Below are 12,500 nucleotides of genomic sequence, written 5' to 3' on the forward strand. Positions count from 1 at the left end.
CCGGTCATTGTTCGCTAACCCTCTTTGGGGCATGACTGGAACGAATGACGAACAGCGCGATTCGAGTCCTCGGCCTGGACCCCGGCCTGCGACGCACCGGATGGGGCGTCATCGCCTGCGAGGGCGCGCGCCTGTCGTGGGTGGCCCACGGCGTGGTGGCGCCGCCCGAGACCGCGCCTTTCTCTGAACGGCTGCTGCATCTGCTGGAGTCCGTCGGCGCCCTGTGCGCCGAGCACCGCTGTGACGAGGCGGCGATCGAGGAGGTGTTCGTCAACATGAACCCGTCGTCGACGCTGAAGCTGGGCCATGCCCGGGCCGCCGTCATGCTGGGCCCGGCACGCTGCGGCCTGTCCGTGGCCGAGTACGCCCCCAACCAGATCAAGAAGGCCGTGGTGGGCGCGGGTCATGCCGACAAGGCCCAGATCGCCTTCATGATCCGCCGCCTGCTCCCCACCGCCGGAGACGTGAAGGCCGACGCCGCCGACGCCCTGGCCGTCGCCATCACCCACGCCCACCTGCGCCGCGTCCGGACGCTGGCCGCATGATCGGGCGCCTGCGCGGGACCCTGGTCGAGACCGGCGAGCACGACTGCCTGATCGACTGCGGCGGGGTTGGCTACGTAGCCAGCTGCGGCGCGCGGACCTTGCAGCGCCTGCCCGCGCTCGGCGACGAGGCCATCCTGCACGTGGAGACCCAGTGGAGTCAGGAGAACGGCCCGCGCCTGTACGGCTTCCTGACCCGGGACGAGCGGCGGGCCTTCACCACCCTTCTGGCCATCCAGGGCGTGGGGCCCAAGGCGGCGCTGGCGGTGCTGGACGTGTTGCCCCCCGGAGAGCTGGCCGCCGCCGTGGCCCGCGAGGACAAGGCCGCCGTCGCCCGCGCCAACGGGGTCGGGCCGAAGCTGGCCCTGCGCATCGTCACCGAGCTGAAGGGCAAGCCGCTGGGCGACGTGACCTTCTCCCCTTCCGCGTCCGGGGTTCACAGTGCGCCGTCGGCCCCTGTCCCCTCCATCACCGGCGAGGCGGTCTCGGCCCTGCTGGGTCTGGGCGTGGCCGAGGTCAACGCCCGCCGCGCCGTGGATCACGCGATCATCAGGCTGGGTGACGACGCCGATCTCTCCGCCGTCATCCGCGCCGCCCTGCAGGAGCTGGGACGGTGAAGGCGCAACGCTCCCCAGATTTCCGGAATTCGGGGTTGAGCAGGGCGCGCGATGCGGCCTATGCCGACCGCCCCCCGGAACGTCAAAATGGATCTGGTAATGAACAAGAAAGTGCAAGTCGTCCTGGTCTTCGTCGTCGGCCTGGTCACCATGGTGGTCGGCTACGCGCTGTTGAAGGCTCTGTAGGCCGGTCGCGCCCGGGAGCGGTCCGATGAGCGATGACAGACTGGTCGCTCCCGACGCCGCCCCCGGCGAAGCCTATGACCGCGCCCTGCGGCCCCAGACCCTGGCCGAATTCGTCGGTCAGGAGCAGGCCAAGGGCAATCTGAAGGTCTTTATCGACGCCGCGCGGGGCCGGGCCGAGGCGCTGGACCATGTGCTGTTGTTCGGCCCACCGGGACTGGGCAAGACAACCCTGGCCCAGATCGTCGCGCGTGAGCTGGGCGTCGGCTTCCGCGCAACCTCGGGACCTATCCTGGCCAAGGCGGGCGATCTGGCGGCGATCCTGACGAATCTGGAGCCGCGCGACGTCCTGTTCATCGACGAGATCCACCGCCTGAACCCGGCGGTGGAAGAGATCCTCTATCCCGCCATGGAGGATCATGTGCTGGACCTGATCATCGGCGAAGGGCCCTCTGCGCGCAGCGTGCGCATCGATCTGGCGCCCTTCACCCTGGTCGGCGCCACCACCCGCGCCGGCCTGCTGGCCACGCCCCTGCGGGACCGGTTCGGCATTCCGCTGCGGCTGGAGTTCTACACGCCGGCCGAGCTGGTCCGGGTCATCACCGGGGCGGCCCGCAAGATGGGCGCGCCCATCGACGACGAAGGCGCGCTGGAGATTGCCAGCCGCGCGCGCGGCACCCCCCGGGTGGCCGGCCGCCTTCTGCGCCGGGTGCGTGACTTCGCCGAGGCCGAGGGCTCGCCCGTCATCGACCGCCTCGCCGCCGCCCGCGCCCTGGCGCGGCTGGAGGTGGACGAGGCGGGGCTGGATTCGCTGGATCGCCGCTTCCTGAAGGCCCTGATCGAGAACTACGGCGGCGGTCCCGTGGGCATGGACACTCTCGCCGCCGCCCTGGCCGAAGCCCGTGACGCGGTGGAGGACGTGATCGAGCCTTATCTGCTGCAGCAGGGCTTCATCCAGCGCACCCCGCGCGGCCGCATGGCCTGCGCCAAGGCCTACGCCCATCTGGGCCTTACCGAACCGCCCAGACCTGAAAACGGTCAGCCGGAACAGGGCGGGCTGTTCGGGAAATGACCCTCGAGCGCGGCCGGTGGACGATCTCGATTGTGGCGAGCGTCGCCGTTTGCCTCGGCCTGGCGGTGCAGCATCAGTTGGGGGCGCCGGCGTCCGGACTGATGGTTCAGGCGGCGGGGGCGTGCCTGGGCGCGATCCTGTTTTTCCTGCTGTCGCACGCTCATCCGCCCCAGCGGGCAGCCGTCGTGGTGATCGGACTGGTCTCCCTGATTGGCGTCGCGTCGCCTCTGGCGTTCGGTCCCGAATCGGCCGGCGCCAGACGCTGGTTGCCGCTCGGGCCTGTCAGCGTTCAGCCGTCCATGGTCCTGCTGCCGCTGGTGATCTGGCTGTCTGCGCGACAGTCCAGTTGGGCGATAAGCCTGCTGGTGCTCGCGACGGGCGGCGTTCTGGCGCTCCAGTTTGACGCTGCGGCGCTCAGCGGCCTCGCACTGGCGTGGCTGGCGTCGCTGGCGCGTTCCGCGCGCCGGGGCGAAGCTCACGCGTGGGGCGCGGCCGTGGGTCTTTTCATCCTGACCGCCTGGGCGTGGATGAGGCCCGACGCCTTGCCCTCGGTGGCCTGGGTGGAGCAGGTCTTGCCCAACGCCTGGGGGCACGGGCTCTGGACCGGGGCGATGGCCACGCTCGCCGTCATCCTTGTCCTCGCACCACTGGTCCTGCTCGCGCGGGGCGGGCAGGCGGCCCTAGGCCTTGCAGCCTTTTACGCGGGCCTTGTGGGCGCGGCTCTGGTCGGCAACTATCCCCTGCCGGTCGTGGGCCTGGGCGCCTCGCTCGTCGTGGGATGGCTCATGGCCCTCGGCCTGGCGCGCGCCCCGACCCGGAGTAGTCCGCCCCCATGACCGACCTCCCGTCCGCCGGCCGCTTCGAGGGCCGCGACCATATCCTGCCCGTGCGCGTCTATTACGAGGACACCGATTTCACCGGCTTCGTCTATCACGCCAACTATGTGCGCTACCTCGAGCGGGGACGGTCCGACTTTCTTCGGCTGGCGGGGGTGGGGCACGCCGACTTGCTGGCGGGCGAGACGCCGCTGGCCTTTGTCATCACGTCCCTGGACCTGCAGTTCCTCAAGGCCGCGCGTATCGATGACGCCCTGATCGTGCGCACCACCTATGACACCCTGCGCGGGCCCCGCCTGACCATTCGCCAGACCATCGAGCGGGGCGGGGAGGTCCTGTGTCGGGCCGAGGTTGAAGCCGCGGTCATCGACCTGACCGGCCGGCCGCGCCGTGCGCCTGCGACGCTCATCGCCGCTGTCACGCCCTGGTTGAAGCCCGATCCGGTCTGACATTTTCGTGTTCGGGGGGCTTCGGACCCCGACGATGAATGACGTCACGCCCGCATCGCCCTAGAGATCGGCGGAAACACTGATTCCCGTTAACCCTTGCGCCTTGAAATCGTCACCTCGTGCGGATGGATAGGCCTGAACCTTGCAAGGGACGGGAGCCAACCGCCCGCCTGCGCCGCCCTGGGATTTAAAGATGGTCGAAGCCGCCCCTCACGCCGCCTCCATGCTCGATCCGATCGCGCTTTTCCTCATGGCCGACTGGGTCGTGAAGATCGTGATGATCGGTTTGCTCGTCGCCTCCTTGTGGTCCTGGGCCGTGATCCTGGACAAGGCGTTCAAATTCGCCGCCCTGAACCGTCAGGCGAACGCCTTCGAGAATGACCTGAACTCGGGCCGCTCGCTCGAGGACATGGCCAACCAGGCCGGGCCGAACCCGACCCATCCGCTGCCGCGCATGCTGGTTCTGGCCATGACCGAATGGCGCACGTCGCGCGGTCAGGCCCTGACCGACCATCAGGGCGCCATGCTGGTGTCGCGCATCGACCGCAGTCTGGATTCCGTCATCGCCCGCGAAAGCCAGAAGGTCGAAGAGGGCCTGGGCGTGCTCTCTGTCGTGGCAACGTCGTCGCCGTTCATCGGCCTGTTCGGCACGGTGTGGGGCATCATGAACGCCTTCTCGGCCATCGCCGCCCTGGGCAACACCAATCTGACCACCGTGGCCCCGGCCATCGCCGAGGCCCTGTTCGCCACCGCCCTGGGCCTGGCCGCCGCCATTCCGGCCTATATGGCCTACAACAAGTTCTCCATCGACGCGGGCAAGTTCACCGGGCGTCTGGAGAGCTTCGCCGACGACCTGCAGGCCGCCGTCGCCCGCCGGCTGGGCGGCGCGCCGGTTGCGCCGCCGCCGCCGCCGCCGACGTCCGACTTCACCCTCAACCGGGGACGCTGAACCATGGCCCTGGGGTCCGGTCCCGGCGCGAGCGGCCATGTGCGTGGCCGCCGCCGCGCCAAGAAGCGTCCGCTCAGCGAGATCAACGTCACGCCCCTGGTGGACGTGATGCTGGTGCTGCTGATCATCTTCATGATCTCGGCACCCCTGCTGACCGTGGGCGTGCCGCTGGAGCTGCCGCGCACCGACGCCACGTCCATCTCCACCGACAACGAGCCCATCAGCGTCTCGGTGGAGCGCTCGGGGGCCATCTATGTGGATCAGGATCCTGCGACCCTCGATCAACTCGGGCCGCGCGTGGCCGCCATCGCCGGCGCAGGCGTCACGGACCGCCCCATCTTCGTGCGGGCGGACGGCGCGGCGTCCTACGAGGCCGTCGCCCGGGTCATGGCCCGTCTGTCCGCTTCGGGCTTCAGCAAGATCAATCTCGTGACGGATACCGTCCCCACCGGCGCGATTTCCACTCCCGTGGAAAGCGAAGGCTGAGCCATGCGTCGTCCCGGCATCGCCACGATCGGCTCGGTCGGGTTGCACGCGGCTGTGGTGGCGCTCGCCCTGTTTCCATGGCCGCGCAGCGCGCCGCCGCCGATGGTGTCCTCGGTGCCGGTCTCCATCATCTCAAGCGAACAGGTCGCCGCCGCACCTGCGGACAATCCCTCTGACGAACTGATCGAGCAGGCCGAGGACGCCGTGGACGATCTGGAGGCCGAGATCCTGCCGGAGGTCGAGCCCACGCCGCCCCAGCCCACCCCGCCCCAGCCTGCGCCGCCTCAACCGGCGCCGCCGGAAAAGGCCCCCACGCCCCGGCCCAATCCGACTCCCACGCCGCGCCCCAGCCCGACGCCGCCTGAAAAGGCCCGTCCGACGCCGACGCCCCGGCCGAGCCAGAATCGGCCGGATCCGGGTCTGGATCTTGATTCCCTGTCCCAGCCCACGCCGCGCCAGCAGGCCCAGCGCCCCACCGGCCAGTCCGGCTCGGGTCAGGCTCCGCGCGCCACGGGCTCCCAGATCGCCAATCTGGGCGGGCAGGTGACGCGGCACTGGATCCTGAACTGCGATGTGGACGGCATGCGGGATCTGTCGATCCCGGTGCGCGTGACCATCACGTCGACCGGCCGCATCAGCGCGGGTCCCACAGTGACCGAGCGTCGGGCCGGGGCTACCTGGCAGACCGCGTCGGAAGCCATGCTGCGCGCCATCCGCGCCGCCGAGCCCTTCGATGTGCCCAGCGGCTTCGAGACCCAGGAGATCAATTTCCGCTTCCGCGCCGATCAGGCTTGCGCCAACCGGTGAGGGAAGGGGAGCCGCCCCACGCCCCGCGCGTTTGTGACTTGCGCGGTCAGAGCCAAGCCTGAAAGTCGCCGCAATGCTGCGGCGCCATGCCATCCACGACCACCAACGCCTGCTGGGGAGATTTCATCTCATGCGACCGAACAAACGCCTCAACGCGCTGATCGCCGGCGTCGCCGCCATCGCCCTGGCGCCCGCGGCCGTCACGCCGGTGATGGCCCAGTCCGGCTCGCCGGAGGTGGAGATCACCCAGGGCGTCCTTCGTCCGCTCCAGATCGCGGTGGCGCCGTTCAGCGGTCCCAACGGCGCCGAAATCGCGGGGGTCATCTCCAGCAACCTTCAACGCTCGGGCTTCTTCGATCCCATCGATCCGAACGCCTTCATTCAGCAGAATCTCAGCCTTTCGAACCAGCCTGACTTCCCGCAGTGGACCCGCATCGGTGCCCAGGCTGTCCTGTACGGCTCGGCCACGCCCCAGGCGGACGGCCGGGTGCAGGTGGGATTCCGTCTCTATGATCCCTACCGCGAATGCCAGCTGGTGGGCTTCGCCTTCACCGCCACCCCCGACAACTGGCGCCGCCTGGCCCACAAGGTGTCGGACGTGGTCTATCAGCGCCTGACCGGCGAGCAGGGCTATTTCGACACCCGCGTGGTGTTCGTCTCCGAAAGCGGCACGGGCCTGAACCGCTTCAGCCGCTTGGCGGTGATGGATCAGGACGGCTTCAATCCGTTCTTCCTGACAGGCGGCGAAGAGATCATCCTGACCCCCAGGTTCTCGAACAACCCTAACGAAATCACCTACATGGCGCTGGGTGAGGCGTATTCGCGCATCTACATCATGAACCTGCAGACGGGCCGCCGCGAGAGCATCGGCGAGTTCCCCGGACAGGTGTTCGCGCCGCGCTTCTCGCCCGACGGGACCCAGATCGCCTTCTCCATCAGCGTCGGCGGCAATACCGACGTTCACATCATGAACCTGCGCACCCGCCAGACGCGCCGCCTGACCAACGACCCCGGCATCGACACCTCGCCTTCGTTCAGCCCGGACGGCAACCAGCTGGTGTTCGTGTCCGATCGCTCGGGCTCCGCGCGGCTCTACACCATGCGCACCGACGGCTCGGGCCAGCGGCCCATTTCGCGCGGCGGCGGCGCCTACACGGCCCCGTCCTGGAGCCCGCGCGGCGACCTTATCGCCTTCACCAAGCAGCAGGGCGGGCGGTTCCACATCGGCGTCATGGACGCGTCGGGCGGCGGAGAACGCATCCTGTCCTCCAGCTATTTCGAGGAAGGACCCTCCTGGGCGCCCAACGGCCGCTACATCATGTTCGCGCGCCAGGCTTCCGGTGGCGGCTCGCGGCTGTGGACGGTCGATGTGACCGGCCGCGTGGTGGGTCAGGCGTCCTATGCCGGCATGGCGGGCGACCCCGCCTGGTCGCCTCTGCTGGATCCGCCCCCCGCCAATCTGGGGGTCGGCCAGTCCTCGGACAGCTGTCCCGGATAATCGTGCAGCGCATGTCATCATGGCGTGACACGGTTATGTGACGCAGGGACCCATTCGCTCAACTATGCGTTACCGCCGCTGGCGCAAAACAAACGCCAAGGCTAGTGGGCTAAGGCAAAGGTTCAATCGGCCGCCGCCGCGGCCCGAGAAAAAGGAGACGTCCCTGATGCAATCCACTCGTTCGCTCATCCGCCTGTCCGCCGTCGGCGTCATGGTCGCCGCCATGGCTGCCTGTGCTCCGCGCCAGCAGCCTGAGCCGCTGCCCGAGCCCGGTCCCGCGCAACCCGCGCAACCCGGCCAGCCCGGCGCCCCCACCGGCCCTGTAAACCCGGGAACCATCCCCGGCGCCGCCGCCCCCGGTTCGGTCGGCGATTTCCGCCAGAACATCGGCGACCGCGTCTATTTCGATCTGGACAGCTATTCGGTCCGCGCTGACGCCCAGCCGCGCCTGGACGCCCAGGCCCAGTGGCTGAACCGTTATCCGAACGTGCGTATTCGCATCGAGGGCAACGCGGACGAGCGTGGCACCCGCGAATACAACCTGGCCCTGGGCGCCCGCCGCGCCGAGGCCGTGCGCAGCCATCTGGTCAACCGCGGCGTCGCCGCCAACCGCATCGACACCATCTCCTACGGCAAGGAGCGTCCGATCGCGCAAGGTTCCAACGAGCAGGCCTGGGCCGAGAACCGCAACGCCCACACCGCCATCGTCTCCGGCGCGCCGCAGTAAGCGCTCCTGATGGAAAACGGGGGGACCGGCGTTCGCGTCGGTCCCCCTTTTCGTTTCGCCTCTCGCCCGTCCGGCGCATAGCCTTGCGTCCGCCGCAAACCGATGGAACCTATGCAGGCATGACCCAGCTTCGCCCGTTCACCGTCTCCGCCCTGATCGCCGGAACCGCCTTGGCGCCTGTGATGGCCTTGGTGCTGGTCGCCGCGCCCGCGACGCCGGCGCGCGCCCAGCAGCAACCCCAGCCCCAGCAACAAGCGGTCGAGTGGACCCCGCGCCGTCTCGACCAGCTTGATCGCAATGTGCGCCGGCTGGAACGCGCCGTGACACAGCGCAACGCTGCAGGCGTCCCGGTTATCATCGAGACGGACCCCGAGGTGGTGATTCTCCAGGGCGTGGTTTCGGACATGCAGCGCCGCCTCTCCGACATCGAGGCCACAGTCCAGCGCATGAACGGCGACATAGAACGCCTGACCTTCGCCAACGACGAGGCCCAGCGCGACAACGCCGCCATGCGTCGCCTGCTGACCGATTCCAACACCCGCATTACAGCGCTGGAAGGTCAGCTGGAGGCGGTGGCCGAGGCCAATGCCCCCATCGTCGCCGATTCCCCCACCGGTGACGCGCGTCAGGACTTCGACCGCGCCATCCGCCTGGCCAATGCCCAGGACGTGCGGGCCCAGCGCGCTCTGGAAGTCTTCGTCATCACCTGGCCGGACGCGGCCCAGGCGCGCGAGGCCAACTACCGCCTTGGCGACCTGCGCGCCGCAGCAGGCGACCAGACGGGCGCTGTTCAGGCCTACGCCTCGGCTCTGTCCGGTTGGCCGCGCACCTCCTGGGCTCCCGACGCCACCATCAAGCTGGCTTCGGGTCTCGACGCCACCGACCGCAACACCCAGGCCTGCGCCGCCGTGCGTGAGTTCTTCCAGCGTTACGGCGAAGGCGCGCCGACCACCCTCATCAACCGCGCCCGCCAGATTCGGGAACGGGCGGAGTGCCCGGCCTGATCGACAGCGTCGCGGCCGCGCTGGACGCGCGGCTGTCTCTGGACGTGGATCACCCCGTCGCCCTGGCCCTGTCCGGAGGCGGCGACTCCATGGCTCTGCTGTATCTGGCGGCCGACTGGTGCGCCGGGCGCGGGCGGCGCTTGCTGGTCCTGACCGTCGATCATCGCCTGAACCCCGACAGCGCCGCCTGGACCGCATTCGCGGGTGAAGCCGCGCGATCTGTCGGCGCGGACTGGCGCGGCCTGTGCTGGGACGACCCCAAGCCCCCCACCGGCCTCCCGGCCGCCGCCCGCGAAGCCCGCCATGCCCTGCTGGCCGAAGCGGCGCGTGCGGGCGGCGCCCACGTGATCCTGATGGCCCACACCGCCGACGACATTGCCGAATCCGACTGGATGCGGGAGCAGGGCGCCACGCTGGGCGCCTTGCGCGACTGGTCCCCGTCGCCGGTTTGGCCGCAGGGGCGGGGGGTGATGCTGCTTCGGCCGCTGCTGCACACATCCCGCGCCGAGCTGCGAGCCGTCCTCACAGCCCGCAAAGCGCCATGGCTCGAAGACCCTGGTAACGCCGACCTCCGCTTTTTGCGCACACGGGCCCGCAGGGCGCTGAATCCTTCTCCCGATGGGAGAAGGGGGCCCCGCGCACCGGAGCGCGACAGCGATCCGGTTCTGAGCGCGGGGGATGAGGGTTCATTGCCTCAGCAGGAAACACCGAACCCTCACCCTGCGCGCGAAGAAGCGAGCTGCTTCGCATCCCGCTGCGCGCAGCCCTCTCCCGGTGGGAGAGGGAATAGCTGGTCCGGCGTCCTCGTCCTGCCGCGCGCCGTCCCTGCCCGAATCCTCGCCGCCGCCCTGCTGAGCGTGTCTGGACAAAGCACCCCGCCGCGCGGCGCCCGCCTGGCCGCCCTGCATGCCCGCCTGGCTGCCGATGCCGACGTCACCGCCACCCTCAGCGGCGCGCGCCTCCAGACGTCCGGCGACACGCTTCTGATCACACGTGAACCCGGCCGTGGCGGATTGCACGAGGACCTCCTGCCACCGAATGAGCCGATGGTCTGGGACGGCCGCTTCGAGATCACCGCCCGGGAGGCCGGCTGGCGCGCCGGGGCGCTCAAGGGGCGGATGGCGTCTCTGGTCCCTGCCGATCAGGCGATCGTGAAGCGTTTGCCCGCATCCGCGCGGCCCGCTCTGCCCGTACTGTTCCGGGACGACGATCCCCACCCGGTTCTTGCATGGCGCGCCGCCGGGACGCGCTGTCTGGTCGCAGGCCGCCTCATCGCCGCGGTCGGCGGGATCGGTCATGAGGACCAGTTGACGCATTCAAGTGGCGAAACCCCGCCCGCTGACCTATTTCTGAACCGTAGCGGCGGCTGAGCGTCGCCGCACCGAGTTTGAGGACCCTAATGAACCTTCGCACCCTGGCCATCGTCGGCGTCATCATGATGGCTGTCCTGGCCGCCTACGCCATGGTGGGCCCGTCCGGCCCCGGAACCGCCGGCAAGGCGGGCGCGAGCGCCCGACCCACCGACATCACCTATTCCGAGCTTCTGTCCCGCATTCAGGCGGGCGACATCGAGTCGGTGGTGATCAAGGGCGACACCGTGCGCGGCGTGTTCACGGACGAAACGACCTTCGCCGCCACCACGCCCTATCCCAACGAGGGTCTGATCGAGCGTCTGGAGGCCGCGGAGGTGGCCATGGACGTGGAGACCACCCGCAATCCGTGGTGGATGAGCCTGCTGGGCCTGATCCTGCCGGTCGGCCTGCTGATCCTGTTCTGGTTCTGGATGATGAACCGGATGCAGGGCGGGGCGCGCGGCGCCATGGGCTTCGGCAAGTCCAAGGCCAAGCTGCTGACCGAGCACAAGGGCCGCAAGACCTTCGAAGACGTCGCGGGCGTGGATGAGGCCAAGGACGAGCTTCAGGAAGTCGTCGACTTCCTGAAGGATCCGGGCAAGTTCCAGAAACTGGGTGGCAAGATTCCCAAGGGCGCCCTGCTGGTGGGCCCTCCGGGCACCGGCAAGACCCTGCTGGCCCGCGCCGTGGCCGGGGAGGCGGGCGTGCCCTTCTTCTCGATCTCGGGCTCCGACTTCGTCGAAATGTTCGTGGGCGTCGGCGCCAGCCGCGTGCGCGACATGTTCGAACAGGCCAAGAAGAACGCCCCCTGCATCATCTTCATCGACGAGATCGACGCTGTCGGCCGACACCGGGGCGCCGGCCTGGGCGGCGGCAATGACGAGCGCGAGCAGACCCTGAACCAGCTGCTGGTCGAGATGGACGGCTTTGAGTCCAACGAAGGCATCATCCTGATCGCCGCCACCAACCGGCCCGACGTGCTGGACCCGGCCCTGCTGCGTCCCGGCCGCTTCGACCGCCAGGTGGTGGTGCCCAACCCCGACGTGAACGGCCGCGAGAAGATCCTGCGTGTGCACATGAAGGACGTGCCGCTGGGCGCCGACGTCAATGTGAAGACCATCGCCCGGGGCACCCCCGGCTTCTCCGGCGCCGATCTGGCCAATCTGGTCAATGAGGCGGCCCTGACGGCGGCCCGCAAGGACCGTCGCATGGTCACCCACCGCGATTTCGAGGACGCCAAGGACAAGGTCATGATGGGCGCCGAGCGCAAGTCCATGGCCATGAACGAGGAAGAGAAGAAGCTGACCGCCTACCACGAGGCCGGTCACGCCATCGTCGCCATGAACGTCAAGATGGCGGACCCGGTGCACAAGGCCACCATCGTCCCGCGCGGCCGTGCCCTGGGCATGGTGATGCAGCTGCCCGAGGGCGACCGCTACTCCATGAAGTACCGCCAGATGGTGGACCGCATCGCCATCATGGCCGGCGGCCGTGTGGCCGAGGAGCTGATTTTCGGCAAGGACAACATCACCTCGGGCGCCTCGTCCGACATCGAACAGGCCTCCAAGCTGGCCCGCGCCATGGTCACCCGCTGGGGTTTCTCCGAAAAGCTGGGCACCGTGGCCTACGGCGAGAATCAGGAAGAAGTGTTCCTGGGCCACTCCGTCGCCCGCAGCCAGAACGTGTCGGAAGAGACCGCCCGCCTGATCGACGAAGAGGTCAAGCGCCTGGTCACCGAGGGCTGGGACGACGCCCGTCGCATCCTGACCGAAAAGGCCGAGGACCACGAAAAGCTGTCCCAGGCCCTGCTGGAGTATGAGACCCTGTCGGGTGAAGAGATCCGGGACCTGCTGGAGAAGGGCCTCGCCCCCAACCGCGACGAGAACAACTTCCCCAACGCCGGCCCCTCCGTCGCCGTCCCGGTGACCCCCGTCTCCGACGGCGTCGAGGTCGAGCCGGCCACGGTGCATTAAGCCGG

The 12,500-nt window shown here is 69.1% G+C and carries 14 protein-coding genes; all 14 read left to right on the top strand.

Annotated elements, in window-relative coordinates:
• Nucleotides 1–44: 44 nt before the first annotated feature.
• The 14 genes from ruvC (at nucleotide 45) to ftsH (ending at nucleotide 12,495) form a co-directional block, all read left to right on the top strand.
• Nucleotides 45–545 carry a crossover junction endodeoxyribonuclease RuvC gene (gene ruvC / locus ACK4SE_RS01595; RefSeq protein ID WP_409687764.1) on the top strand — a complete coding sequence of 167 codons (501 nt, stop codon included), beginning with the start codon at nucleotides 45–47 and terminating at the stop codon, nucleotides 543–545.
• The gene (ruvA, locus tag ACK4SE_RS01600; RefSeq protein WP_409687767.1) at nucleotides 542–1,159 is read left to right on the top strand and encodes a Holliday junction branch migration protein RuvA; all 618 of its coding nucleotides are present in this window, start codon (nucleotides 542–544) and stop codon (nucleotides 1,157–1,159) included. Before ruvC ends, ruvA begins: the two co-directional genes overlap by 4 nt.
• A gap of 60 nt (nucleotides 1,160–1,219) precedes the next feature.
• The gene (locus tag ACK4SE_RS01605; protein ID WP_409687769.1) at nucleotides 1,220–1,345 is read left to right on the top strand and encodes a hypothetical protein; all 126 of its coding nucleotides are present in this window, start codon (nucleotides 1,220–1,222) and stop codon (nucleotides 1,343–1,345) included.
• 25 nt (nucleotides 1,346–1,370) lie between these two features.
• On the top strand, nucleotides 1,371–2,414 hold the full coding sequence (ruvB, locus tag ACK4SE_RS01610) for a Holliday junction branch migration DNA helicase RuvB (protein WP_409687772.1): 1,044 nt from the start codon (nucleotides 1,371–1,373) through the stop codon (nucleotides 2,412–2,414).
• The gene (locus ACK4SE_RS01615) at nucleotides 2,411–3,250 is read left to right on the top strand and encodes an FtsW/RodA/SpoVE family cell cycle protein (protein ID WP_409687775.1); all 840 of its coding nucleotides are present in this window, start codon (nucleotides 2,411–2,413) and stop codon (nucleotides 3,248–3,250) included. Before ruvB ends, ACK4SE_RS01615 begins: the two co-directional genes overlap by 4 nt.
• Nucleotides 3,247–3,699, top strand: a complete 453-nt coding sequence (locus ACK4SE_RS01620; RefSeq protein WP_409687778.1) for a YbgC/FadM family acyl-CoA thioesterase — start codon at nucleotides 3,247–3,249, stop codon at nucleotides 3,697–3,699. The genes ACK4SE_RS01615 and ACK4SE_RS01620 overlap by 4 nt, the downstream gene beginning before the upstream one ends.
• Nucleotides 3,700–3,892: 193 nt before the next feature.
• Nucleotides 3,893–4,648: a protein TolQ gene (tolQ, locus tag ACK4SE_RS01625; protein WP_409687781.1), complete on the top strand. Its 756-nt coding sequence runs from the start codon at nucleotides 3,893–3,895 to the stop codon at nucleotides 4,646–4,648.
• Nucleotides 4,649–4,651: 3 nt separating this feature from the next.
• A complete protein-coding gene (locus ACK4SE_RS01630) occupies nucleotides 4,652–5,134 on the top strand; it encodes an ExbD/TolR family protein (protein ID WP_409687784.1) in 483 nt (160 codons plus the stop codon).
• A gap of 3 nt (nucleotides 5,135–5,137) precedes the next feature.
• Nucleotides 5,138–5,941 (top strand): hypothetical protein, encoded by an 804-nt coding sequence (locus tag ACK4SE_RS01635; protein WP_409687786.1) that lies wholly within the window; start codon nucleotides 5,138–5,140, stop codon nucleotides 5,939–5,941.
• 130 nt (nucleotides 5,942–6,071) lie between these two features.
• Complete coding sequence (gene tolB, locus ACK4SE_RS01640; RefSeq protein WP_409687788.1) at nucleotides 6,072–7,439, top strand: Tol-Pal system beta propeller repeat protein TolB; 1,368 nt, start codon at nucleotides 6,072–6,074, stop codon at nucleotides 7,437–7,439.
• A 166-nt stretch (nucleotides 7,440–7,605) separates the two neighbouring features.
• Entirely contained in the window at nucleotides 7,606–8,166 is a 561-nt protein-coding gene (gene pal, locus ACK4SE_RS01645; protein ID WP_409687791.1) for a peptidoglycan-associated lipoprotein Pal, read from the top strand.
• A gap of 119 nt (nucleotides 8,167–8,285) precedes the next feature.
• Complete coding sequence (locus tag ACK4SE_RS01650; RefSeq protein WP_409687794.1) at nucleotides 8,286–9,170, top strand: tol-pal system protein; 885 nt, start codon at nucleotides 8,286–8,288, stop codon at nucleotides 9,168–9,170.
• 44 nt (nucleotides 9,171–9,214) lie between these two features.
• A complete protein-coding gene (gene tilS, locus ACK4SE_RS01655; RefSeq protein WP_409687885.1) occupies nucleotides 9,215–10,540 on the top strand; it encodes a tRNA lysidine(34) synthetase TilS in 1,326 nt (441 codons plus the stop codon).
• 29 nt (nucleotides 10,541–10,569) lie between these two features.
• The gene (gene ftsH, locus ACK4SE_RS01660; protein ID WP_409687797.1) at nucleotides 10,570–12,495 is read left to right on the top strand and encodes an ATP-dependent zinc metalloprotease FtsH; all 1,926 of its coding nucleotides are present in this window, start codon (nucleotides 10,570–10,572) and stop codon (nucleotides 12,493–12,495) included.
• The last annotated feature ends 5 nt before the right edge of the window (nucleotides 12,496–12,500 follow it).

Source organism: Brevundimonas sp. (assembly GCF_046293315.1).
Taxonomy (GTDB): Bacteria; Pseudomonadota; Alphaproteobacteria; order Caulobacterales; family Caulobacteraceae; genus Brevundimonas.

Bases quoted from the DNA above. Each gene is read 5' to 3' on its own strand.
- ruvC (WP_409687764.1), top strand. From the start codon at position 45: ATGACGAACAGCGCGATTCGAGTCCTCGGCCTGGACCCCGGCCTGCGA.
- ruvA (WP_409687767.1), top strand. From the start codon at position 542: ATGATCGGGCGCCTGCGCGGGACCCTGGTCGAGACCGGCGAGCACGAC.
- ACK4SE_RS01605 (WP_409687769.1), top strand. From the start codon at position 1,220: ATGCCGACCGCCCCCCGGAACGTCAAAATGGATCTGGTAATGAACAAG.
- ruvB (WP_409687772.1), top strand. From the start codon at position 1,371: ATGAGCGATGACAGACTGGTCGCTCCCGACGCCGCCCCCGGCGAAGCC.
- ACK4SE_RS01615 (WP_409687775.1), top strand. From the start codon at position 2,411: ATGACCCTCGAGCGCGGCCGGTGGACGATCTCGATTGTGGCGAGCGTC.
- ACK4SE_RS01620 (WP_409687778.1), top strand. From the start codon at position 3,247: ATGACCGACCTCCCGTCCGCCGGCCGCTTCGAGGGCCGCGACCATATC.
- tolQ (WP_409687781.1), top strand. From the start codon at position 3,893: ATGGTCGAAGCCGCCCCTCACGCCGCCTCCATGCTCGATCCGATCGCG.
- ACK4SE_RS01630 (WP_409687784.1), top strand. From the start codon at position 4,652: ATGGCCCTGGGGTCCGGTCCCGGCGCGAGCGGCCATGTGCGTGGCCGC.
- ACK4SE_RS01635 (WP_409687786.1), top strand. From the start codon at position 5,138: ATGCGTCGTCCCGGCATCGCCACGATCGGCTCGGTCGGGTTGCACGCG.
- tolB (WP_409687788.1), top strand. From the start codon at position 6,072: ATGCGACCGAACAAACGCCTCAACGCGCTGATCGCCGGCGTCGCCGCC.
- pal (WP_409687791.1), top strand. From the start codon at position 7,606: ATGCAATCCACTCGTTCGCTCATCCGCCTGTCCGCCGTCGGCGTCATG.
- ACK4SE_RS01650 (WP_409687794.1), top strand. From the start codon at position 8,286: ATGACCCAGCTTCGCCCGTTCACCGTCTCCGCCCTGATCGCCGGAACC.
- ftsH (WP_409687797.1), top strand. From the start codon at position 10,570: ATGAACCTTCGCACCCTGGCCATCGTCGGCGTCATCATGATGGCTGTC.